Source organism: Marinomonas sp. HM11-D (assembly GCF_057626615.1).
On sequence record NZ_JBMMKT010000008.1, the window covers coordinates 20,958 to 43,991 of the forward strand.

Here is a 23,034-nt window from a genome sequence, read left to right on the forward strand (position 1 = left end):
ATAAATGAGCAAAGAGAATGAAATTGCATAAAGATGGCAGGGATCATAGCAAAAAAGCCGCCTGCGCGCCCTACCAAATCCACTTAATTGCTTGAATTTTAGTCGCTGTTACGTCATTATTTGCGCCACAGCGTCGATTTGTTTCGGCTTGCGGACGCTATATAAAATCAGCTAAACAGAAGCGGCACAGCCTGTTTAGCAAATCCATCAGCTAAGCGGGTTTTTTTATGCCTGTTTGGCGCTCTTGAGTTACATTGATAGAGGCACAAACATGTCAGAATATTCTCTATTTACCTCAGAATCTGTTTCTGAAGGTCACCCAGATAAAATCGCAGACCAAGTATCCGACGCGATCTTGGATGCCATCCTTAAAGAAGACTCCGAAGCACGTGTTGCCTGTGAAACCCTAGTGAAAACTGGCATGGTTTTAGTAGCAGGTGAAGTACGTACGAACGCGTGGGTCGACATCGAAGAGATCGCCCGTGGCGTAGTTCGTGAAATCGGCTACAACAGTTCAGAAATGGGCTTTGACTGGGAATCTTGTGCGGTTCTTAATGCCATTGGTAAGCAATCAGCAGACATCGCAGTGGGTGTTGACGAAGCTGGCGATCACGAGCAAGGTGCTGGTGACCAAGGCCTAATGTTCGGTTTCGCGACTAACGAAACAGACGTACTGATGCCTGCTCCGATTACTTACTCACACCGCTTGGTTCAACGCCAAGCTGAAGTTCGTAAAAACGGCACCCTAGACTTCCTGCGCCCAGATGCGAAGAGCCAAGTAACGTTCCGCTACGACGAAAATGGCAAGCCATGCGCGATCGATGCCGTCGTTCTATCGACTCAACACAGCGCAGCTGTGAAGCAATCTGACCTGCGTGAAGCAGTGATGGAAGAAATCATCAAGCCAGTGCTTCCAGAAGAGTGGCTATCGAAAGACACTAAATACTTCATCAACCCAACTGGCCAGTTCATCATTGGCGGTCCAGTGGGTGACTGTGGTCTAACAGGTCGTAAGATCATCGTAGACACCTACGGCGGTATGGCGCGTCACGGTGGTGGTGCTTTCTCCGGTAAAGATCCATCCAAAGTAGACCGTTCTGCAGCGTACGCAGGTCGTTACGTAGCGAAAAACATCGTTGCAGCGGGTCTTGCAGACAAGTGTGAGATCCAAGTGTCTTACGCAATCGGTGTCGCTGAACCAACTTCTATCAGTATCAATACTTTCGGTACTGGTAAAGTAAGCGACGCGCTTATCACGCAATTGGTACGTGAGCACTTCGAACTGCGTCCAGCGGGTCTAATCAAGATGCTAGATCTTAAGCGCCCAATCTACCTACCAACAGCGGCTTACGGTCACTTTGGTCGTGAAGAAGCGAACTTCACTTGGGAACGCACCGATAAAGCGGACGCGCTTCGTAAAGCTGCCGGTTTATAATTTCGCGGATTTCCGTTATAAAAGCCCTCTCAACAGAGGGCTTTTTTATTTATGCGCATTCCACGTATCCACGTCGATCTACCACTTGCTGAACACACCACCTTTGATCTGCCTGACGGCGCTTTCCAGCACTGCTGCAAAGTACTGCGCCTAAAAGAAGATCACCCCATCATTCTGTTTAACGGCCAAGGTGGTCAGTACCACGCCAAATTGGTCAACGTAGAAAAGCGCAGCGCACAAATCGCCGTGGAAGACTTTGTCGAATTACACAACGAATCCCCCCTTCTAGTGACCATTGGTCAATCGATCTCTCGTGGCGAGCGTATGGATTACGCCATACAAAAAGCGGTGGAATCTGGGGTGTATAAAATCCAGCCATTGTTCAGTGAGCGCTGTGAAGTACGCCTTAATGACGCTCGCTTAGAGAAACGTGTGCAGCATTGGCAGCAGGTGGCCATCAGCGCCGCTGAGCAATCCGGCCGCGGCGTGGTACCAGAGGTCTGTTTCCCGATTGAATTAGAGGATTGGGTAAAAGAATGTAACGATATGTTAAAGCTGACTTTACATCATCACAGTGCTCGTCCGCTAAATGAGTTTAAACAGCCTAATAATCAGCAAGTTGCACTCTTGATCGGCCCAGAAGGCGGTCTTTCAGAAGCAGAAGTAGCCCATGCCGAAGCACAAGGCTTTGCTGCTATTGCCCTAGGACCAAGGGTCTTGCGTACGGAAACCGCCCCAATTGTGGCGTTAACTGCACTAAATTTACTTTGGGGCGATATTTAATGTTTACGCTTTGTTACATCCAATTTAGGGCGTAACACTAATATCTTGTTAAAGAATTTATTCGTTTTTTAAAACTGCCGCATAAACGCATAATTTCTGCAAAAACTAGACTAAGCTTTTACAAGATCCTTTACATATTAGGTGAAGCCCATGTTCCAACGTACATTCGTTGCTAGCGCGATTGCTTTAGCAACTTCATTTTGTGCTCTGCCAGCGCTAGGCATCACACTGGAAGAAGCAACATACCAAGCTGTTGAAAACAACCCGCGAATTCGACAAGCGATTGCCCTCTTCCGTGAAAGCGTAGAGAACACTGAGGTGTCTCGTCGTAACGGCTTTTACCCTTCTGTTGACCTAAGTGCGGGTATTGGTCGTGAGCGAACTTACGACTACCAAGGCACGGGCGAAGATGTCGAGTTGACGCGCCGTGAGCTGACCCTATCACTGACGCAACCGATCTTTAACGGCTTTAATACCACTTACGACGTTAAACGTTTACACGCCGAAGCAGAAGCCAACCGCTGGAATGCGCTGATTCAAATCGAAAACAAAGCGTTAGAAGTCTCCGAGGCATACACTGACGTATTACGTAATCGCGAGCTTTACCAACTGGCCATTTCTAACCTTGAGACACACAGCCGTATCTATCAACAGATTCGTACCGCCAGTCAGTCAGGCGTTGGACGTCAGTCTGATTTCAGCCAAATCTCGGCACGTTTAGCAAAAGCGGAAGCCAACCGCCTTTCGGCACTGGATAACCTGCGTGCAGCCGAAGCCGCTTACGTCAACGTAGTCGGCGAAATGCCACCAGAAGAAATGATTTACCCAGAAGCGGATCGCTCCATGCTGCCCACTAATTTAGAGGAAGCGGTGAAGCAAGCGGTTGAGAAGAACCCAGCAATTGACTCAGCACGTTGGGATGTTGAAGCTACTGAGCATTATGTCAATCAGACCAAGTCTAACTACTACCCGCAAGTTAACTTCGTAGTAGAACGCTCATGGGACAACAACATCGATGGCCGTGAAGGTGATGACGAAGACCTGATTGCCATGTTGCGTATGAACTACAACCTGTACAACGGTGGCGCCGATAAACGTACTCACCGTGCGGCGATCCAACAAAACGTACAAGCGTCTGAGATCCATCGCAATACCACGCGTGAAGCCGAGTTGACTGCTCGTCTAGCATGGGCCTCTTACGAAGCGTCTCTAGGTTCGAAGTCTTACCTACAACAATACGTAACGGCAACCAAAGAATCGCAAGTAGCGTACGCGCAACAATTTAACTTGGGCCGACGTACACTATTGGACGTATTGGACAGTGAAAACGAGTTATTTGAAGCACGCCAAGACTACGTGAATGCGGATTTTGACGAGCTGTACGCCGAGTTCCGCCTATTGAACAGTAAGGGCGAGCTAATGCGTGCCCTACGCATTTACCAACCTGAAGACCTAAGCGGTGAGCAAACGCTACTACCAAGAGAGCGTACTGAGCCAGTCGCACAGCCAGTATTGCCAGCGAGCCCACTAGAAACGCAAGCAGCAAATGGCGCATCCTCTAATGGCTATGCACCAGCATCAAGCGCTTCGCCAAGCGGTAGTTACCAGATCCCATCTCAATCTGGTAGCGAAGGCAGCGTTATCTTTATTGATGCAAATGAAACCAAGGGAAGTACCGGCGGCTGGTAATTCTCTAGTTGCGGCACAGCCCTTGCTGTGCCGCAATCCCTTAACCGATATTTTCTCACTGCAACCCTTATCTTTCCTGTCTTGAGTCCTTATACTCTTCCCTATCTTTGTATTTTTAAGCTAGGCCTTTTGACGCCTATGCGCCGTAACAGGAAGCGTACACCATGACCATTAAACTCGGCATTGTAATGGATCCCATCTCATCCATTAACTATAAGAAAGACTCGTCACTAGCCATGCTTTGGGCCGCCGCAGACAAAGGTTGGTCTTTGTACTACATGGAGCAAAAAGACCTGTATCTAGACCGAGGTAAAGCGTTTGCGATCGCCAAACCATTGGCAGTACATAGAAACCCAGAGCATTTTTACGATCTAGGTGCAGAAGAAGTCATCGCTATGGGCGACTTGGATGTGGTGTTGATGCGCAAGGATCCACCATTCAACATCCCATTTATGCACACCACTATGATTTTGGATCAGGCCCAGCGTGACGGCGCCATGGTGGTTAACAACCCTAAAGCCTTGCTTGAGTGCAACGAGAAACTGTTCGCCACGCAATTCCCGCAGTGCTGCCCAGAAGTCTTAGTAACGCGTCGTGCCGACCTGTTGAAAGCCTTCCATAAAGAGCATAAAGATGTGATCTTTAAACCGCTGGATGGCATGGGTGGCAGCTCTATCTTCCGCGTCAAAGAAGATGACGCCAACGTCAGCGTCATCATCGAAACCCTCACCGAAATGGGTGCGATGCAGATCATGGCGCAAAAATACATCCCTGAAATCAAAGACGGCGATAAGCGTATCTTGATTGTTGACGGTCAGCCAATCCCTTACGGCCTATCACGTATTCCGGCATCCGGTGAAACCCGTGGCAACCTAGCCGCTGGCGGCCGTGGTGAAGGTCGCGCCCTGACGGATCGTGAACTTTGGATTTGTGATCAGGTGATCCCAACCCTAAAAGAAAAAGATCTGATGTTTGTTGGTTTAGATGTCATCGGCGACTACCTAACAGAAATTAACGTCACCAGCCCAACCTGTATCCGTCAACTAGACGAGCAATTCGGCTTAAATATCGGTATGACCTTAATGGATTCGATTGAAGCCCGCTTAAACGCTCGCTAATCGACTTTCATGCGCACGATCGACCGCTTTTCTATCACCCTATTTATCGCCATCAGTTTGCATTTGGTGGCGCTAACTTTGGTGAATTTTGACTTTTCCATGGGACAGGCCGCACCTAGAAAAGCGCTCGAAGTGACCTTGGTACAGCACCAGTCCGAAGCCCCAAAAGAAGCCGATTTTATTGCGCAAGCCAACCAGCAAGCCAGCGGCACTGAGCTACGTAAACAGAAGCTCACTACCACTGAAACTGCCCAGTTTCGCGCCGATGAGATCCAAGACATCACCCCGCCGGTACAACCCGAATTGGCTTCCGCTGAACCGGTCAAAGATCCTGAGTTAATCGCCAGCCGCAATCAAAGCGATGTATTCCGCGTACTTGACGATCCCGAACAACAAAACAAAACCCTAGAAGAGCAATTCCTCGGTAAAACCCAAGTACCAAGCCGCTTATCCAGCGACATTGCCACCCTAGAAGCCTTACTCGATCAACAACGTCAATCCTACGCCAAGCGCCCACGCATTCGCCGCTTAACATCTGTGTCCGCGAAATCTGCGATCGATGCCAAATACCTTGATGATTGGCGGCGCAAAATTGAACGTATCGGTAATATCCACTACCCGTCTGAAGCCAAGCAAAACCATCTTTATGGCCAGTTGCGTTTGGCGGTTTCCATTATGCCCAATGGCTATGTGGACAGTATTGAAGTGTTGCACTCTTCCGGCATTCGCGTATTAGACGACGCCGCCATGCGTATCGTGCGCCTCGCCGAACCTTTCGATGTCTTCCCTACTGAGCTGAAAAAAGAAGTCGACCAGCTGGAAATCATCCGCACCTGGCAGTTTGTACCGGGCGACCAGCTGCGTAGCCAGTAAGCTTTCTTTAGCTCATTGCTTTACTAGTCCACATACTCGCCACACCTAAGGTGCCCTGAGTATTTCAGATGAGCTCAACACAGCAATCCAATTTGCTTGCGACAGTTTCGTTCCTCAACCCGACAGCGCAAATTAGACGCTGTGCATCACTCTAATAACGCTTGCTGATATACTTTTAAAAAGGATCTCTGCGTCCGATTTGTGCTGACGCGTCGGTGCCGAGGCACGAGGCGAGACATGCGCAAGCAAATTGGATTGCAGAGATCCTTATCACCCAAATACAAAAAAGCCCTCACGATGGAGGGCTTTTTAAGTATTTGGTGGTATGAGCGCTTAGTGGAATTCCGCTTCGCCCATGGCCAGTCGAATTTTCTTCATGGCGTTCTTTTCAAGCTGGCGAATACGCTCTGCCGAAACGCCGTATTCATCGGCTAGGTCATGCAAAGTCGCTTTGTCTTCGTTCAACCAACGCTTGATCAAGATATCACGGCTACGATCGTCTAAGTCCATCATGGCACTTTCAAGGCGACGGTTAGAATCTGCTTCCCAGTTACCGTGCTCAAGCACCAACGCAGGGTCGTAGCTAGAGTCTTCAAGGAAGTTCGCAGGCGCTTGGAAAGCATTGTCATCGTCGTCATCACTGCCCGCGTCAAACGCCATATCAGTGGAGCTCATACGACCTTCCATTTGGCGCACCACTTCTGGCGTCACACCAAGATCGCTGGCAACCGACTCAACCTCAGAGTTGCTTAACCAAGTCAGGCTTTTCTTCGCACTACGAAGGTTGAAGAACATTTTACGTTGCGCTTTGGTAGTCGCCACTTTAACGATACGCCAGTTCTTCAGAATGAACTCGTGAATCTCCGCTTTGATCCAATGCACAGCAAAAGACACCAAGCGTACACCTACTTCTGGGTTAAAACGCTTAACCGCTTTCATCAGACCAACGTTACCCTCTTGGATAAGGTCGCCTTGGTTCAAGCCGTAACCCGAGTAGCTTTTCGCAATATGTACGACAAAACGCAGATGAGACATAACCAACGAACGTGCCGCTTCAAGATCACCTTGATAGTAAAGACGTTCTGCTAGCTCGTTTTCCTCTTCCGCTGACAAAATTGGAATGGTACTAACGGCCTGAACATACGACTCAAGATTTTGTCCTGGAGTCATCATGTCAATTGGCTGGAGAGCTTTACCCATTTCTATTTCACCTCTTCGTGTTCATACTGAGTATGAGCAAATAGTAGCAACAATGTTCGCACTGTGTGTGCGGTAAATGAGGAGAATTTACCGAGATTCGTCAACTCTGACGTGCGTTTTCTTCCCCAATTACTGTAATTCTATATTGCGAATATGACGGCTAACAGCGACCCAAGAGCCGACCACGCCAATCACCGCACTGATAGTTAAACATATAATAATTTCGACTGCACTAAAACTTTGTAGTTCAAATCCCGCATGGTAGAGCTCCACTAAACGCTCTGCCGGTGTGCTCACCCACCAAGATAAAATCAGGATACAAACACTGGCGAACAGGCCACCTAGGATACCAAACCAAAAGCCCATATACAGGAATGGTCGACGAATATAGCTGTTGGTGGCGCCCACCAGCTTCATCACTAATACCTCATCGCGACGGCTTTCTACCGCCATACGGATGGTGTTACCGACAATCAAGAGTACCGCGATGACCAACAATGCCGAGATCGCATAGACAAAACGCTCACCGAAGCTAATCATGGTCGCCAAGCGCTGAAGCCATTCAGCATCCAGTTGGGCTTGCTCCACCTGCGGCAAACTTTGTAGCTGATCGCGCAAGGCCTGCAACTCAGGCAAGGTATTTAGGTCGACAATGGCTTTTGGAATCACCTTTAATACAATCGGTAGCGGGTTTTCCGGCAAGGTCGACATGATCTGCTCATAACCACTGGATTGCTCAAAGTAACGCAGACCTTCTTCCTTAGAGATGTACTCCACCGTTGCCACATCGGCACGACTCGATAGCTGATGCGACAGGGAAAGGGCTTCGGTATCTTCCAAGCTAGGGAATAAGTACAAAGAAATAACCGACTGCTGTTCCCAGCGATCGGTCACCGATTGCACGTTTTTCAGCAAAACAAATAAACCACCCGGTAGCGATAACGAAATCGCAATCACCATGATGGTCATAATGCTGGCCAATGGATGGCCGATTAAACGCGTAAAGCTTTCTATCAGAAAGGCTTGGTGCTGGCGCAAGTACAGTTTGAAATCAAAGCCTTCTGCTCGCCATGCTGCTTTTTGCTGACTCGTGTGAGTTTGACGCGTCGCACCACGCTGAGACGGTCGTGGTGGCGGAGATTGAGGAGGTCTTGCCATTTAAGCAAATCCCCCATCATTAACCATGCGACCTTGATTCAAGGTTAAGACGCGATGACGCATACGCGCCACCAAAGCCAAGTCGTGACTCGCCACCAACACGGTGACACCGACACGATTAAACTCTTGGAACAGATTCATGATCTCGGCAGACAAGCGTGGGTCCAAGTTACCGGTCGGCTCGTCGGCCAACAATAACTGTGGTTTGTTGACCACGGCACGGGCGATACCAATACGTTGCTGCTCACCGCCAGACAGCGCCATTGGGTTGAGTTTTTCTTTACCCAATAGCCCGACTTTATCCAGAGCAGCACGCACTCGTTTACCGGTTTGATCATCATCAGCGCCACTCACTTGCAGTGGTAAAGCCACGTTATGAAAGACACTACGGTCAAACAGCAATTGGTGATTCTGGAACACTACGCCAACACGGCGGCGGTGATAAGGAATGGCGTGTTTACCCAAGGTGCGTAAGTCCACACCATCGACTAGGATTTGGCCGGTGGTTTGACGCTCAATCATCATAATGAGTTTCATCAAGGTACTTTTACCAGCCCCTGAGTGACCAGTGAGAAACGCCATTTCCCCTTGACGCAGGTGAAAGCTCACCTGTGACAGGGCATCGTGTCCGCTCTCGTATTTTTTACCAACTCGCTGAAACTCAATTTCCACGCCGACATCCTCTGTTGTTGACTGCTTTAATCTACCTGTTACTCACTATCAAATAAAGCGTCAACAAACTCCTGGGACTTAAATGGTCGTAGATCATCCGCTTGCTCACCGACACCGATGTAGCGGATCGGCAAACCGAACTGTTTAGCAATCGCAAAGATAATACCGCCCTTGGCCGTACCATCTAGTTTGGTTAGCGTAATACCCGATACGCCCACGGCTTCGGTAAACAGTTTGGCTTGGCTCAAGGCGTTTTGACCCGTCGCCGCATCTAATACCAACATGACTTCATGGGGCGCGTCAACGTCTAGCTTCTTCATTACGCGCACGACTTTTTCAAGCTCGGCCATCAGGTTGGCTTTGTTTTGTAGACGACCAGCGGTGTCGGCAATGACAATATCAACGCCACGTGATTTGGCTGATTCGATAGCATCGTAAATCACAGAAGCGGAATCCGCGCCGGTGTGCTGCGCCACCACAGGGACCTTGTTACGCTCACCCCAGACTTGCAACTGTTCTACCGCGGCTGCACGGAAGGTATCCCCCGCAGCCAACATCACGCTCTTGCCTTCGGCTTGGTATTTCTTCGCTAGCTTACCAATGGTGGTAGTTTTACCGACACCGTTAACACCTACCATTAAGATAACGAACGGACCTTCTTTCGCGACTGGATCGAGCGGCTCTTCCGAATTGACTAAGATGTCTTTTAACTCACCCTTTAGGGTTTTCATCAAAGCATCCGTGTCTTTCAATTCTTTGCGATTTAGTTTTTCCGTTAGGGTATTGATCAGCGATTGGGTGGCATCTACCCCCACGTCCGCCATCAACAGCTGAGTTTCAAGATCCTCTAAAAGATCGTCATCGATCTTTTTACTGCCCATCAACAGTGCCGACAGGCCAAATCCACCACGAGTACGAGCAAGACCCGCCTTGATACGCTGCGACCAAGAAAGGGCTGGCGCTGGCGTCGGTTCTGCAGGCGCTTCTGCTTTAGGAGCTGGCTTAGACTCAGGTTGCGCAGCGAGCTCGGCTTTAACGACTTGTTTTACTTCCACGGCTGGAGCAGGTTTGACTGGCTCAGGTTGCTCTGTTTGTGGCGTGCTATCAGCTTTGGCTTGCACCGGCGCCGACTCAGGCTCAACTTCGGACTCAACCTCTGGCTCGACTATGTCCGGTTGCTCAGTTTTATCTTGCTCAACTGGCTTTTGCTTCGCCGCCTTAATGTCAGCATCCATACTCTTCATCACAGCACGCTTGATAAAGAAGGCAATGATGGCCAACAACACACCTAAACCAATCGGTGCAAAGCGGGCATATTCACCGAAGTACGGCGTTAAATAAGCGATAATTTGATCTACAAATTCCATTCACATCTCTCTAAATTGATCCCAATGGAGGGGTAACTGAGTCGCGACGCGCCAATTTGGCTGAGCCAGGCTGGGCGTAGGTGCGTTAAAAACGCTGATTTTAGCATCATTCCCATTGGCAAAAAGCCCCACTTTCGTGGAAAAATGCACCTTATCTCATTCATTAAGCGACATTTACCATGTTTAATCGCGATAAGCCGTTATTTAGCCGCCCTGTATTAGCGGTTATTATTGTATTGTCGACTTTGGCGGTTTGGTTACTCAACCTCACCAGCCCAAGAACCGAACTCGCTACGCCAAAGATTGAAAGCTGGCAAACCGCCAACGGCATTCCGGTGTATTGGTTGCACCAAGAAGCGTGGCAAGGCAGTGATAAGGTCGAATTGGCAATCGTATTAAACGGCGCTCCTGCAGACGCCTTTCTGACTGAGGCCACGCTGTCACTGTTAACCGGTCCCACACTACCGCTTAGCACCGCCACCATTAACCAGCGTTTGGCACCAATTGCCGCTCAGGTAAACACTTCGTATTCCCCTCAGCAACAGCAGATCAATATCACCTTTAGCAATCGCCCGCAGTTTTTAAGTGCAACCTTGACGCTAGTGGATACCTGGCTTAGCCAAACCCAATTTAAACCTAATGCGCTACGTCGTCGTGAAAACCTTGCCAATCAAGATCTCGGGCAACAGCAGTTGATGTTACAACTGTTTCCATCCACCAACGCCGTCACAACGACTCCCGATCTGAGCGTTGAACAACTGGGCCAACATTTCGTAGCGCTTAAGCAACGGGTGTCACACATTCTGATCAGCGGCGCGCTGGACGATATCGCACAGCAACAATTAGCACAGGGACTGCAACAGATTACCCAATCTATGTCCCCAACCTCTGGCACATTAGCACAATCCCTGGCCAGTCAGTCCGCCACGTCTGAATTAGGAACTGAAACACTCAAAGCCATGTACGGCGCCATTGGCCTCAATCCCCTCACATCGGTGGAAGATTGGCTGGCCCTGCAAATCTGGGCCAAAGATTCCTTGGCGGCACAGAAGCAGCAACTAAATAGTCAAACAGGGCAATGGCAATTGCATTTGGCACCGCCGCAAGCCTTTGTCACCTGGCAATTGCAGGTTCCGCAAGCGGTACTACAAAATGCCGCCACAGAAACTCAGCCGCAAACCAGCTGGATCGCTGCCAATAGCTTGCCGAGCTATCAAGACAAAGCAGCCTTTAATGATCTGAAACAACAGCTGTTAACGCAGCTAGAAAGCTTAAGCCAGAACCCCAGCTGGTGGCGTGCCATCGGCAGCAGTGTCGCCTTACCCAAAGCTCCCTTGAGCCTAGAAGATTTCGCAAAGCGCTACAGTGACACCGCGAACTCTTTTACAATAGAGCAATACCAACAACGGATCGATCAACTCCTGATCCCAACGTCGCGCCAAGAAGTATTGATAAAACTATGAGAAAGACCAACCCGCGTACGCCTAAAGCCGGCGGCAAACCCTCGTCAAAGCTACGTATTATCGGTGGCGAATGGCGTTCACGCCAGCTGCCGATTCTAGACATTGAAGGCTTGCGCCCGACCACCGATCGGGTGCGTGAGACAGTGTTTAACTGGCTCAACTTCGACATCCCTGGAGCGAGCTGCTTGGACCTATTTAGCGGTTCTGGTGCATTAGGGTTTGAAGCGCTCTCTCGCGGTGCAAAAGACTGCACCTTTGTTGAGCTTAATCGCAATGTGGCGCAACAGATCAAACAGAACTTAGCGACCCTGCACTCCCAAGACGGTACCGTCGTCAATAATGATGCCTTATCCTTCTTACGGGGCACCCCACATGCGTTTGATGTGATCTTTCTCGACCCGCCGTTTCGCAAAGGCTTCCTAGAACAAGTTATCCCAATGATTTCAGACAGTTGGCTAAAACCCAATGGCTATATTTATATCGAAAGAGAAAGCGAAGCGAGCTTAGACTGCCTGCCTGAAGATTGGCAATTAATCAAAGAAAAGCGCGCCGGCCAACTGACCTACGCCCTTTATCAAATGGCGAACAAAAATCATACATAAAAACGTGCACGATACTTGCATATTAACCCTCTAATGCTCTATTTTTGCACAAATCTGTAAATAAATGGTTGAGGGTGCTGTATGTTGAACAACCTGTCCTTCCGGGCCAAGCTGATGTTGTTATTAGCTTGTGCCATCGTCGGCTTTATCTTAGTTACCTGGGTGGCAATTCATGGAATGAACGCCCAGCAAAATGCTAACCAGCAATTGCGTACCTATGGCGACATCGGCTCTAGCGTCGACCGAATCAGCCTAGACATTTTGGAAGCGGCAGACCAGCTGCGCAACCTAAACGAAGCCAACTACTCGGCTTACCAAAACAATCTGGCACAGCAGAAAGACAAAGATCTGAAAATTCTCGACGCAAATATCAATGCGTCTGAACATGCAGGGTTAAAAACCAGTTTACAAAGTGCACGTGATTCATTGGTGTATTACGCCGATGCCCTCTTAGCTCTGGCGAGTCAGCGCAATACTATTGGCTTTGATAACCAATCGGGGCTAAAAGGCAAAATCACCCAACTAGGCGGTGAAATTGCGACGGGCATTGAACGCTTAAGCCTATTGCGTCGTGACTTCGTCACGGTACGTAAATTTGAAGCCACCTATTTAAGTGACCCAAGTCCTGAGGTGCTAGCTGAACTGGATGCAAGCTTCGAACGTTTCAATGCCAAAGTGAATGACTTTGGTTTTAAAGACAGTATTGGCCCAATCGTGACCGATTACTACGATAGTTTGTTGGCCTACGGCCCCGCTTTTAACGCCCTGCAACAGAGTGAAGCTACCTTTGACTCGCAGAAACTGGCTTTTACCGATGGCCAAATAAAGTTAGCCGCACAGATCGAAGGCATTGTTGAGCAAGCAGAAGCCATCGCTGACCAGCAATCGAATCAGTCTCTATACACCTTAATCGCTGTCAGCATTGCCGTGGCCATCGCCTCAATCCTACTGATGGTGAGCATTGGCCGTAGTGCACGCAATACACTGATGCAGGTCATTGCCGACCTGACTAAGGTGAAAGAAGGCGACATGACTGCCAAAGCATCGATCAACCGCAAGCGTAACGATGAATTTGATGCCTTGAGCAAGTCTTTGAACGAGATGACTGGCGGTTTAGGCAATGTGTTATCTGAAGTGGTTAACACCACTTCAAATGTGAGCCATATGATCAACGATTTAAACGGCGCTATCAGCAATATCGCGGACAACAACCGCTCGGTGACGCAGCGTACCAGCTCTTTAGCCGTGGCAACCGATGATATTTCGGGACGCATCACTAATTTGTCGAGCACCACAGATGAGCTACGTGAGCACTCCAATGAGACTTACCAATCCGCGAAAGCCGGTGCGAAAACCATTCGCGTGGTGTTGGATAACCTGAAAGGCACTGTTGATGCGGTGAACTTAACCGGCCAACAGCTAGATGAACTGGGCCGTTTATCCTCTGATATCGATAATGTCATTGGCATGATCAATGACTTGGCCAATCAAACCAACCTGCTGGCCTTGAACGCGGCGATTGAAGCAGCCCGTGCTGGTGAAGCCGGTCGTGGCTTCTCTGTGGTCGCCGATGAAGTACGTTCGTTGGCGGAGAAAACCGTCGATGCCACCTCGAAAATCACCGACATCGTCGGCACCATTCAAAACTCAACGCAGATGGCCATCAGTAGTATGGAGCAAGGCCAAGAGCGCTTACGCGTGATTGAGCAAAACGGCGGCGAAGCGGAAGAAGCCATTCGCATGATCGAGAACAATGCACAAACCAGCTCCCAAGCTTCGGATCATATGGCGGCGTCGATCCAAGATGTAGCCAGCACCGCGATTCAGATGAGTACGGAAATGGATCAAATCGCCCAGCAATTGAGCGAAGACAGCCATTCTATCGAACGCATTGTGAACAGTGCCCACCAGATTCACGACATGGCCAGCACGCTGGCGGACAAAACCCGCGTTTTCACCCTGCAATAACATGCCTAAAACAACCCGACCACGCTTTCTTGTGGTCGGGTTTACCGCCATTCTCTTGATGCGCTTTGGCGCAACCGCTAGACTGTGCCTCCGTTTAAAAAGAATTCTATAGGCCGCCGAACGCGCGGTATTTCGCTTACTTTCATCAGGAAACGCACAACCTATGCCGGATACCATTCCTGTCGATTCTGTGGGACTTGTTACGCCACAGGTAGCACAATTCGATACACCATTAGTGCTCGCTTGTGGGCAGACACTGCCGACCTATCAGCTGGTCTATGAAACCTATGGCCAACTGAACGCTGATGCCAGCAACGCCATCTTAATTTGTCATGCTTTAAGTGGTGACCATCATGCGGCCGGCTACCATTCAATGGACGACAAAAAGCCAGGTTGGTGGGACACAGCGATTGGACCAGGCAAACCGATTGATACTAACGTTTACTTTGTGATCAGCTTGAACAACCTAGGTGGTTGTAATGGCAGTACTGGGCCAACCACGGTGAACCCAGAAACCGGCAAGGTCTGGGGCGCAGAGTTTCCAATGGTCACGGTCGAAGATTGGGTCGAGACCCAAGCGCGTCTGGCGGATCGATTCGGCATCAAGAAATTTGCAGCCATCGTCGGTGGCAGCCTTGGTGGTATGCAGGTACTGGAGTGGAGTGTGCGCTACCCAGAACGCCTGTCAGCCGCCGCGATCATTGCCTCGGCGCCGAAGCTGTCGACGCAGAACATTGCCTTCAACGAGGTCGCACGTCAGTCAATTCGTCGTGATCCGGAGTTCTTTGATGGCAACTATCAAGCCCATGACACCATTCCACGCAATGGTTTGGGCCTAGCACGCATGTTGGGCCACATTACTTACTTGTCCGATGACTCCATGGGCAATAAGTTCGGTCGTCAAATGCGCCATGACACCTACCAGTACAACTACGAAGTCGAATTTGAAGTGGAAAGCTACCTGCGCTACCAAGGGGAAGCCTTCACTAAACGTTTTGATGCCAACACCTACATGTTGATGACCAAGGCGTTGGACTACTTTGATCCCGCAGCGCGCGAAGGTGGCGATTTAGCCAAGGTGCTTAGTAAGGCGCAATGTGAATTCCTTGTGGTGTCCTTTACCACTGACTGGCGTTTTTCGCCGGAGCGCAGTGAAGAAATCGTCGATGCATTGGTGCGCTCTGGCAAACACGTGAGCTACACCAAGATTGAAGCGATTGAAGGCCACGATGCCTTCCTATTCCCTCTGCCGCGTTACATGGCCGCATTGCGTGGCTTCTTAAGCCGAGTGAGTAAACGTATCCCGAAGGAGAATGCCTAAATGCGCGCGGATCTTGAATTAATCAGCGACTGGGTCGCAGCAAACTCTCGTGTACTAGACCTTGGTTGTGGTAACGGTGCTCTGCTTGAGTACTTACATGAACATAAGCAGGTGACAGGCTACGGTCTGGAAATTGATGCAGATAACATCACTCAGTGTATTGAGAAAGGCATCCCAGTGCTGGAACAGGACATTGACCAAGGCCTGAAAAACTTTGATGAGCAAGGTTTCGACGTGGTCATTATGGCCCATGCGCTACAGCAGTTCCGTCGCCCTGACTTGTTGCTGGACGAAATGCTACGTATCGGCAAAGAAGCCATTATCACTTTCCCGAACTTCGGTCATTGGCGTAACCGTCTACACTTAGGCATCAAGGGCCATATGCCCGTGTCTGAGTTCCTGCCATACAACTGGTATGACACGCCGAACATCCACTTCTGTACCTTTAGCGATTTTCGCGACCTATGTCAGGCAAAAGGCTTAAAAGTACAACGTTGGGCGGCGGTTGACGGACAATTACGCGATCACTGGTGGACTCGTCTAATGCCTAACCTATTTAGCGAGACTGCCATTTTTAAAGTCAGTCGCTAAACTAGGAGTTAGGTTATGAAATGGTTAATGGGTGTTGTTGCCACTTTAATGATGTCCGCCGTGCAGGCCGATCAAATCACGCAGTTTGGTCAGTATCAGCTGCACTACAACACCTTTGAATCCACTTTTCTAACACCGGATATTGCCCATCACTATGGCCTGACCCGCACTAAGGGTCAGGCATTGCTAAACGTTGCGGTCACTACCCAAGCCGCAGGCGAATTGCCACAATCTCAGCGCGCCATGGTCTCCGCTCAGGTAACCAACCTGTTGGGGCAAATTGTGCCGCTAACGTTTATTACCATCGAAGAAGGTGACTCGATTTACTACCTCGCCCCCTTCACGAAAACCGATGACGACATTTTAAAATTCACGGTCGAAGCCAAAACCAGCGCCGACAGCGCCCCCATGACCGTGAACTTCCAACGCCACTTTTACGTGGACTAAAGGTATTTCCATGAGCCAAACCATAGTGCTTGCTAGTAACAATGCCGGCAAGATCAAAGAATTTAACGCCCTATTGAGCCAGTTTAACTTCGAAGTGAAACCACAAGGTGACTTCCAAGTGGCTGACGCCGATGAAACCGGTCTGACGTTTGTTGAAAACGCCATCCTTAAAGCGCGCCATGCGTGTGCCGAAACGGGCTTACCAGCACTGGCGGACGACTCTGGCATCGAAGTGGATTACTTAAACGGCGCACCTGGCATTTACTCGGCACGCTTTGCTGGCGAACATGGCAATAACGAAGCCAACAACGCATTGCTGCTAGAAAAGCTTGCCGGTGTACCTGAAGCACAGCGCACGGCACGTTTCCACTGTGTATTAGCCTTTATGCGTCATAAAGACGATCCCACCCCCATCATTGCCCATGGTTCATGGGAAGGCCGCATTCTGGAGTCCGCTGAAGGCGTTGAAGGCTTTGGCTACGACCCTATTTTCTTTGTACCAGAAAAAGGCTGCAGCTCGGCAAGCTTGCCCAAAGAAGTCAAAAACCAGCTGAGCCATCGTGCCAAAGCGCTTGCGGAACTGGTTGAGGCGTTTAAAGCCCGTCACATGCTATGAACCAATTGCCGCCTTTAAGCCTCTATATCCATGTACCTTGGTGTGTACGTAAGTGTCCATACTGTGACTTTAACTCGCACCAAGCGGATCGCTTTGAAGAGCACGGCAAGCTGCCCGAGCAAGCCTACCTTGATCAGCTGATCGCTGATTTGGAAGTAGATCTGCCGTTTGTCGCCGACCGCCCGATTCAAACGGCGTTTATTGGTGGCGGCACGCCAAGCTTAATGAGTGCCGATTTCTACTATCAGTTGTTTGATCGCCTGCGCGACAAACTCAACTGGGTCGACAACGCTGAAATCACCATGGAAGCCAACCCTGGTACTTTTGAGCAGGACAAATTCGCCCATTTTCGCCAAGCGGGCATTAACCGTTTGTCGATTGGCATCCAAAGTTTTCAGCCAAACCTGTTGAAAACCCTAGGAAGAATCCACAATCGCGAAGAAGCGATCGCCGCTGTGGATAAGTCTCGTCTAGCAGGCTTTGACAATATCAACCTAGACTTGATGCATGGTTTGCCGGATCAGAGCGTGGAAATGGCTTTAGAAGATCTAAAACTGGCCATTGCGTTGAACCCAGAGCACCTGTCTTGGTATCAATTAACCATCGAGCCCAACACCGAATTTTACCGTCGCCCACCGACATTGCCGGAAGACAACACCCTTTGGAATATCCAAGACGAAGGTCTTGCCCTGCTGGAACAGAGTGGTTACCACCAGTACGAAATCTCTGCCAATGCCAAGCAAGGTCGTCAGGCACAGCACAATTTAAACTACTGGCGTTTTGGCGATTATCTCGGTATTGGCGCTGGCGCTCATGGCAAAATCACGTTAAAAAATGGGGAAATATTTCGTACACGAAAGACTCGTCACCCCAATCATTACCTTAATAACCTACCTCAGGCACTGTCTATTAAAGAAGCAATAGAAGCCGAAGATCTGCCTCTAGAGTTCATGATGAACCGTTTGCGACTGTTCGAGGATTTTGCCCTAAAAGACTACGAAACCTACGCCTATCGTGCTGTTCCGATGAGCCTTAATGACGCTTGTGAGCAAGCAGTCAAACTTGGTTTACTGGATAATCGCGCCTGGCTAAATGGCATTGTAAGCACCAGTGACAAAGGTAAATTGTTTCTTAATGAGCTGCTTGAGCTCTTCCTGGATGAGTAAGCACCGGCCTTACAATTGTTTGACATCTAATTAATGAACTGCCATTCTCGCGGTCGTCATGACATCTGCGTCTCTTTTGACGTAAGTCATGGCGAATTCCGAAGCCATAAGCTCAATCCTTTGAGCACATAATAAAAATATACGATTTGCCTCTTATTAAGCTTCGCAAATCGTGCGCGATAATTGGAATGGCTGCTGATAGAAGTTGTGTTTTTCCTAAGCCGACACACGGCCTTCATTCCAATTGTTACCACCGAAGATCATTTGGGAGAAACAAGATGAACAAAGGACGACCCTCTGCAACGGGTCGAGAAGAGTACTTAACGGACTACAAGGTAGGCCAAGATAACGTACAATTTCTCGGATTAGATGTGCATAACCCTGTGTTTGGCATCACTGCTTTCATTATTTTTGCATTCGTCGTCGGCTCTATTGCCTTTCCTGAAAACGCCCGCGACGTCTTAATGACCGCTCGTGGCTGGTCAATCGATAACTTCGATTGGTTCTTTATGATCGCCGGCAACATCTTTGTTTTATTCTGCTTGGCGCTCATTTTCCTACCTATGGGTAAAATCCGTTTGGGCGGCACCAACGCCAAGCCAGAGCATTCGACATACGCTTGGTTCTGTATGCTGTTTGCCGCTGGTATGGGTATCGGCTTGATGTTCTGGAGTGTCGCTGAGCCAGTGGCCTACTACACAGGTTGGTACGGCACACCACTTAATGTGGAAGCGCGCACCCCAGAAGCGCACTACGTGGCCATGGGAGCCACCATGTTCCACTGGGGTCTTCACCCTTGGGCAATCTATGCTGTGGTTGCCTTAGCATTGGCTTTCTTTGCCTACAACAAAGGCCTACCGCTAACCATGCGTTCTGCCTTCTACCCGCTGTTTGGTGAGCGTGTTTGGGGGGTTTTAGGTCACTTCGTTGATATCCTAGCGGTAATCGCCACCATCTTTGGTTTGGCAACGTCACTTGGTTTTGGTGCACAACAAGCCACCAGTGGTTTGAACTTCCTATTTGGCATCCCAAATACCCTAATCACGCAAATCATTGTGATTGCAGTGGTAACAGGCATTACTATGATCTCGGTTGCACGTGGTCTTGAAGGCGGCGTGAAGATCCTATCCAACCTTAATATGATCATTGCTGCGTTGCTTGCCGCATTCGTATTAATCGTTGGCCACACCGCTGCCATCTTTGGCGTGATGGGCATGACGCTTGTGGGTTACGTAGAAAACATTATCCCGCTAAGTAACTGGATCGGTCGTGATGACCAAACCTTCTACCATGGCTGGACTGTATTCTACTGGGCGTGGTGGATCAGCTGGTCACCATTCGTCGGTATGTTTATCGCCCGTGTATCTCGTGGTCGTACGGTACGTGAGTTCATCATTGCCGTGCTATTAGTACCTACGATTATCTCTGTGATCTGGATGTCGATCTTCGGCGGTTCAGCGATTGAGCAAGTACAGCAAGGTACTGGCGCTTTAGCGGGCGGTATCAGTGAAGTGTCTCTGGCCATGTTCCAAATGTTTGAGCAGCTACCACTGACGTCCATTATCTCGTTGATCTCTATCCTATTGGTATTGGTCTTCTTCGTAACCTCGGCGGACTCAGGTTCCTTGGTAATCGATGGTATTACGGCCGGCGGTAAAACCGATGCCCCAGTCACACAGCGTATTCTTTGGGCCACTCTAGAAGGTATCATTGCGGTAGCCTTGTTGGTCGGTGGTGGCTCTGAAGCCCTAACAGCCATTCAAGCGGCAGCGATTACCATCGGTTTACCGTTTACCCTGCTGATGCTGATCATGTGTCTGGGTCTGTACAAAGGTCTGAAGTCCGATCTTAAGTTTGTGAAGTAGCAAATTTAGAGACAATCGGGCGTATTAAAGGCGGGCTTATCCCGCCTTTATTGTTTTTGTCACAAAGTTTGGTTTATACTGGCGCTCCTCTTAAGGGAGTAATCTTCTTCTTTGATGAAGATCCTTTGTCAACACAATTGAGCCTCAAGCTCATGGCAAAGGAGTCCATAGTTACCAGCTTTGGATTGATGAGACTTAAGACGTACGCTTGTCTCAGGTGGGCACAGGCCGTTCGTCTTATGTTTAATCGCCCACCGTTGGATATAACTAATGGAAGCCGTCCTAACTTCGATTACCACCGTTGCTCTTGCTGAAATGGGTGATAAAACCCAGCTTTTAGCGTTATTTCTTGCTGCGCGTTTCTCCTCAAAGTTCCAAATTGTGCTTGGCATCATTGCCGCCACCATCATTAACCATTTAATCTCTGCGTGGTTTGGCGTACAGATTACCAACTGGGTACCTGCTGCTTGGTTAAACTGGTTGATCGGTGCTAGCTTTATTGCTGTAGGTCTATGGATCCTTATTCCGGATAAGGATGATAGCGAAGACAGTAAATTCATGAAGTCTGGCGCGTTTATCGCCACATTTATCTTGTTTTTCATTGCGGAAGTGGGCGACAAAACCCAGATTGCTACCGTATTATTAGCTGCTAACTATCATTCGGTGCTATGGGTAACCGTTGGCTCAACGATTGGTATGCTGATCGCTAACGTTCCTGTTGTATACGCTGGTCAATGGCTTATGCAACGAATTGATCCCAAGAAAACACGTATCGCGGCATGTGTTTTGTTCGTTGTGATGGGATTAGTAGCCATTCTCTACCCTGCCGTTTAAGCGAGGACACTTATGGACGTCGAACTCTCAGAAATTTTGGATACCCTGTGTGAGTACGCCCCATTTGCGGACTTAAAAGATGAGCCTATCTTGCAAGAGATGGTGAAAGATATCGAGATCCAATACCTGCGAGTCGGGGAATGGGCGATCGCGCCAGAAGCGCGTAACGATAACTTATTTTTTATTCGCTCTGGTGCGATTGAAACAAAGAACAAGAGTGGCAAGTTACTACGTCGCATGCATGAAGGGGATGTGTTTGGCTCCTCTTCGCTGCTACGTGGCGGCCGTTCTTCGCATACTATGCGCGCATTGGAAGATACCCTGCTGTATCGCATTCCAGCACGTTGGTTTATTCAATTTTACAGTGAGTTCGACTCTTTCTCTGACTTCTTTGAGCTATCAAAAGAAGTCCGTCTGAAGACAGCGATGGACAATCAGTCTTCAGATTTATCTTTGATGACCTGCCCAGTGCATTCCTTGCTGCGCCGTCCACCGATTACCGCGAGCCATGATGTGGACATCAAAACCGCTGCAAACATCATGGCCAATGAGCGCGTGTCATCGCTTTTGATCACACAAAATGATGCCTTGGTAGGGATTTTAACCGACCGCGATTTACGTAACCGAGTAGTAGCCAAAGGTCTGCCACTAGACGTGCGCGTCGATATGATCATGACCCAAGACCCAGTGACTGTGGATGCTGGCGACTTTGCCTCAGAAGCCGTACTGAAAATGATGGCCACTAACATTCACCACCTGCCGGTAGTGAAAAATGATCGCCCAGTTGGGGTGATCAGTACCGGTGACTTGGTACAGCGTGAAAGCCATGGCTCAGTGTACGTCATCAGCGATATTTACAAGCAAGAAGACGTGGAAGGCTTGGTGCAAATCAGCAAGAAGATGGACCACGTCTTTACCCAACTGGTGAATGCCGACGCCAACACGCAAATGATTGGTAACGCCATGTCGCACATTGGCGTGGCCTTTGTGAAACGCTTGCTGCAGTTGGCAGAACGCGAATTCGGCCCTGCGCCGATTCCTTACTGTTTCCTAGCGCTTGGTTCTCAGGCCCGGGAAGAGCAAATCATCAGCACCGACCAAGACAACGCGCTGATCTTGCATGACAGTTACGATAAAGCCATCCACGGTGATTACTTCCGCGAGTTGAGTGATTACGTCTGTAAGAACCTAGATCGCTGTGGTTACCCACTGTGTACTGGTGACATCATGGCAATGAACCCACGCTGGCGCCTAAGCCTATCGGATTGGAAGAATACTTTCGCCGAGTGGATTGAAAAGCCGAAAGCCGAAGCGCTGCTACATGTATCGATCTTCTTCGATTTACGTGGCATCTACGGCGATAAGACGCTTGCACGCCAGCTAAACAGCCATATCCGCGAACTTGCGAAAGCCAACAAAGGTTTCTTGTCAGCGCTGGCTCGTAACGCCAACCAACGCACGCCACCATTGGGCTTCTTCCGCCAATTCGTATTGGATGGCGAAGGTAAGCAATCACGCACCTTCAACTTGAAGTCTCGTGGTATTGCTCCAATTGCGGACTTGGTACGCGTGCATGCCCTAGCACTAGGTTCTAACAAGCTGAATACCTTTGAGCGATTAGAAGACATTGAAGAAGCTGGCGTGATGCCCGACGGCCGTGCTCGCGACTTAATCCTAGCGCTTGAGATGATTGGTATGGTGCGCATCAAGAACCAGAAGAATCAGATCGAGAATGGCGATTCACCGAACAACAATGTGAACCCTGAGACCTTGTCCGAATTCGAACGTCGTCACCTGCGTGATGCCTTCAACATCGTTTCTCGTCAACAGGAATTCCTAAAATACCGATACCCAGGAAAAGGCTAG

The 23,034-nt window shown here is 49.3% G+C and carries 20 protein-coding genes and 2 riboswitches; of the genes, 16 read left to right on the top strand and 4 right to left on the bottom strand.

Going from position 1 to position 23,034, the window contains the following annotated elements; all coding sequences use genetic code 11:
* Positions 1 to 120: 120 nt before the first annotated feature.
* Positions 121 to 196, top strand: a riboswitch (SAM riboswitch).
* Positions 197 to 271: 75 nt separating this feature from the next.
* From metK to ACOSVP_RS12000, 5 genes are all read left to right on the top strand, one after another.
* Positions 272 to 1,435, top strand: a complete 1,164-nt coding sequence (gene metK / locus ACOSVP_RS11980; RefSeq protein WP_487347742.1) for a methionine adenosyltransferase — start codon at positions 272 to 274, stop codon at positions 1,433 to 1,435.
* Positions 1,436 to 1,486: 51 nt separating this feature from the next.
* Positions 1,487 to 2,218: a 16S rRNA (uracil(1498)-N(3))-methyltransferase gene (locus ACOSVP_RS11985; RefSeq protein WP_487347743.1), complete on the top strand. Its 732-nt coding sequence runs from the start codon at positions 1,487 to 1,489 to the stop codon at positions 2,216 to 2,218.
* Positions 2,219 to 2,368: 150 nt separating this feature from the next.
* Entirely contained in the window at positions 2,369 to 3,907 is a 1,539-nt protein-coding gene (locus ACOSVP_RS11990; protein ID WP_487347744.1) for a TolC family outer membrane protein, read from the top strand.
* A gap of 164 nt (positions 3,908 to 4,071) precedes the next feature.
* A complete protein-coding gene (gene gshB, locus ACOSVP_RS11995; protein WP_487347745.1) occupies positions 4,072 to 5,025 on the top strand; it encodes a glutathione synthase in 954 nt (317 codons plus the stop codon).
* Between the two features lie 9 nt (positions 5,026 to 5,034).
* The gene (locus ACOSVP_RS12000) at positions 5,035 to 5,898 is read left to right on the top strand and encodes an energy transducer TonB (RefSeq protein ID WP_487347746.1); all 864 of its coding nucleotides are present in this window, start codon (positions 5,035 to 5,037) and stop codon (positions 5,896 to 5,898) included.
* A 333-nt stretch (positions 5,899 to 6,231) separates the two neighbouring features.
* Here the strand turns inward: ACOSVP_RS12000 and rpoH are convergent, their stop codons facing one another.
* The 4 genes from rpoH to ftsY form a co-directional block, all read right to left on the bottom strand.
* Positions 6,232 to 7,098: an RNA polymerase sigma factor RpoH gene (gene rpoH, locus ACOSVP_RS12005; protein WP_487347747.1), complete on the bottom strand. Its 867-nt coding sequence runs from the start codon at positions 7,096 to 7,098 to the stop codon at positions 6,232 to 6,234.
* A 129-nt stretch (positions 7,099 to 7,227) separates the two neighbouring features.
* Positions 7,228 to 8,256: a permease-like cell division protein FtsX gene (gene ftsX, locus ACOSVP_RS12010; protein WP_487347748.1), complete on the bottom strand. Its 1,029-nt coding sequence runs from the start codon at positions 8,254 to 8,256 to the stop codon at positions 7,228 to 7,230.
* Positions 8,257 to 8,928 (bottom strand): cell division ATP-binding protein FtsE, encoded by a 672-nt coding sequence (gene ftsE / locus ACOSVP_RS12015; protein WP_487347749.1) that lies wholly within the window; start codon positions 8,926 to 8,928, stop codon positions 8,257 to 8,259.
* A 38-nt stretch (positions 8,929 to 8,966) separates the two neighbouring features.
* The gene (gene ftsY / locus ACOSVP_RS12020; protein ID WP_487347750.1) at positions 8,967 to 10,295 is read right to left on the bottom strand and encodes a signal recognition particle-docking protein FtsY; all 1,329 of its coding nucleotides are present in this window, start codon (positions 10,293 to 10,295) and stop codon (positions 8,967 to 8,969) included.
* Positions 10,296 to 10,474: 179 nt separating this feature from the next.
* Here ftsY and ACOSVP_RS12025 point away from each other — a divergent pair, with 179 nt between their 5' ends.
* The 11 genes from ACOSVP_RS12025 to ACOSVP_RS12075 all read left to right on the top strand — a co-directional run bounded on the left by ACOSVP_RS12025 (position 10,475) and on the right by ACOSVP_RS12075 (position 23,034).
* Complete coding sequence (locus tag ACOSVP_RS12025) at positions 10,475 to 11,758, top strand: hypothetical protein (protein ID WP_487347751.1); 1,284 nt, start codon at positions 10,475 to 10,477, stop codon at positions 11,756 to 11,758.
* Positions 11,755 to 12,360 (top strand): 16S rRNA (guanine(966)-N(2))-methyltransferase RsmD, encoded by a 606-nt coding sequence (gene rsmD, locus ACOSVP_RS12030; RefSeq protein WP_487347752.1) that lies wholly within the window; start codon positions 11,755 to 11,757, stop codon positions 12,358 to 12,360. The genes ACOSVP_RS12025 and rsmD overlap by 4 nt, the downstream gene beginning before the upstream one ends.
* Positions 12,361 to 12,441: 81 nt before the next feature.
* Complete coding sequence (locus tag ACOSVP_RS12035; RefSeq protein ID WP_487347753.1) at positions 12,442 to 14,328, top strand: methyl-accepting chemotaxis protein; 1,887 nt, start codon at positions 12,442 to 12,444, stop codon at positions 14,326 to 14,328.
* Positions 14,329 to 14,491: 163 nt separating this feature from the next.
* Positions 14,492 to 15,649: a homoserine O-succinyltransferase MetX gene (gene metX, locus ACOSVP_RS12040; protein WP_487347754.1), complete on the top strand. Its 1,158-nt coding sequence runs from the start codon at positions 14,492 to 14,494 to the stop codon at positions 15,647 to 15,649.
* On the top strand, positions 15,650 to 16,240 hold the full coding sequence (metW, locus tag ACOSVP_RS12045) for a methionine biosynthesis protein MetW (RefSeq protein WP_487347755.1): 591 nt from the start codon (positions 15,650 to 15,652) through the stop codon (positions 16,238 to 16,240).
* Between the two features lie 15 nt (positions 16,241 to 16,255).
* Entirely contained in the window at positions 16,256 to 16,687 is a 432-nt protein-coding gene (locus tag ACOSVP_RS12050; protein ID WP_487347756.1) for a DUF4426 domain-containing protein, read from the top strand.
* 10 nt (positions 16,688 to 16,697) lie between these two features.
* Positions 16,698 to 17,303, top strand: a complete 606-nt coding sequence (gene rdgB, locus ACOSVP_RS12055; RefSeq protein WP_487347757.1) for an RdgB/HAM1 family non-canonical purine NTP pyrophosphatase — start codon at positions 16,698 to 16,700, stop codon at positions 17,301 to 17,303.
* On the top strand, positions 17,300 to 18,469 hold the full coding sequence (hemW, locus tag ACOSVP_RS12060; protein ID WP_487347758.1) for a radical SAM family heme chaperone HemW: 1,170 nt from the start codon (positions 17,300 to 17,302) through the stop codon (positions 18,467 to 18,469). Before rdgB ends, hemW begins: the two co-directional genes overlap by 4 nt.
* A 278-nt stretch (positions 18,470 to 18,747) precedes the next feature.
* Positions 18,748 to 20,334: a BCCT family transporter gene (locus ACOSVP_RS12065; RefSeq protein ID WP_487347759.1), complete on the top strand. Its 1,587-nt coding sequence runs from the start codon at positions 18,748 to 18,750 to the stop codon at positions 20,332 to 20,334.
* A gap of 89 nt (positions 20,335 to 20,423) precedes the next feature.
* A riboswitch (yybP-ykoY riboswitch) is annotated at positions 20,424 to 20,521 on the top strand.
* 83 nt (positions 20,522 to 20,604) lie between these two features.
* Positions 20,605 to 21,168, top strand: coding sequence for a TMEM165/GDT1 family protein (locus tag ACOSVP_RS12070; RefSeq protein ID WP_487347760.1), 564 nt, complete (start codon positions 20,605 to 20,607; stop codon positions 21,166 to 21,168).
* Positions 21,169 to 21,180: 12 nt separating this feature from the next.
* Positions 21,181 to 23,034 carry a DUF294 nucleotidyltransferase-like domain-containing protein gene (locus ACOSVP_RS12075; protein WP_487347761.1) on the top strand — a complete coding sequence of 618 codons (1,854 nt, stop codon included), beginning with the start codon at positions 21,181 to 21,183 and terminating at the stop codon, positions 23,032 to 23,034.

Coding starts and splice junctions, on each gene's coding strand:
- metX (WP_487347754.1), top strand. CDS start 14,492: ATGCCGGATACCATTCCTGTCGATTCTGTGGGACTTGTTACGCCACAG.
- rdgB (WP_487347757.1), top strand. CDS start 16,698: ATGAGCCAAACCATAGTGCTTGCTAGTAACAATGCCGGCAAGATCAAA.
- rsmD (WP_487347752.1), top strand. CDS start 11,755: ATGAGAAAGACCAACCCGCGTACGCCTAAAGCCGGCGGCAAACCCTCG.
- ACOSVP_RS12050 (WP_487347756.1), top strand. CDS start 16,256: ATGAAATGGTTAATGGGTGTTGTTGCCACTTTAATGATGTCCGCCGTG.
- metK (WP_487347742.1), top strand. CDS start 272: ATGTCAGAATATTCTCTATTTACCTCAGAATCTGTTTCTGAAGGTCAC.
- ACOSVP_RS12025 (WP_487347751.1), top strand. CDS start 10,475: ATGTTTAATCGCGATAAGCCGTTATTTAGCCGCCCTGTATTAGCGGTT.
- ACOSVP_RS12075 (WP_487347761.1), top strand. CDS start 21,181: ATGGACGTCGAACTCTCAGAAATTTTGGATACCCTGTGTGAGTACGCC.
- ftsY (WP_487347750.1), bottom strand. CDS start 10,295: ATGGAATTTGTAGATCAAATTATCGCTTATTTAACGCCGTACTTCGGT.
- ACOSVP_RS11990 (WP_487347744.1), top strand. CDS start 2,369: ATGTTCCAACGTACATTCGTTGCTAGCGCGATTGCTTTAGCAACTTCA.
- ACOSVP_RS12035 (WP_487347753.1), top strand. CDS start 12,442: ATGTTGAACAACCTGTCCTTCCGGGCCAAGCTGATGTTGTTATTAGCT.
- hemW (WP_487347758.1), top strand. CDS start 17,300: ATGAACCAATTGCCGCCTTTAAGCCTCTATATCCATGTACCTTGGTGT.
- ACOSVP_RS12070 (WP_487347760.1), top strand. CDS start 20,605: ATGGAAGCCGTCCTAACTTCGATTACCACCGTTGCTCTTGCTGAAATG.
- ACOSVP_RS12065 (WP_487347759.1), top strand. CDS start 18,748: ATGAACAAAGGACGACCCTCTGCAACGGGTCGAGAAGAGTACTTAACG.
- rpoH (WP_487347747.1), bottom strand. CDS start 7,098: ATGGGTAAAGCTCTCCAGCCAATTGACATGATGACTCCAGGACAAAAT.
- ACOSVP_RS11985 (WP_487347743.1), top strand. CDS start 1,487: ATGCGCATTCCACGTATCCACGTCGATCTACCACTTGCTGAACACACC.
- metW (WP_487347755.1), top strand. CDS start 15,650: ATGCGCGCGGATCTTGAATTAATCAGCGACTGGGTCGCAGCAAACTCT.
- gshB (WP_487347745.1), top strand. CDS start 4,072: ATGACCATTAAACTCGGCATTGTAATGGATCCCATCTCATCCATTAAC.
- ACOSVP_RS12000 (WP_487347746.1), top strand. CDS start 5,035: ATGCGCACGATCGACCGCTTTTCTATCACCCTATTTATCGCCATCAGT.
- ftsX (WP_487347748.1), bottom strand. CDS start 8,256: ATGGCAAGACCTCCTCAATCTCCGCCACCACGACCGTCTCAGCGTGGT.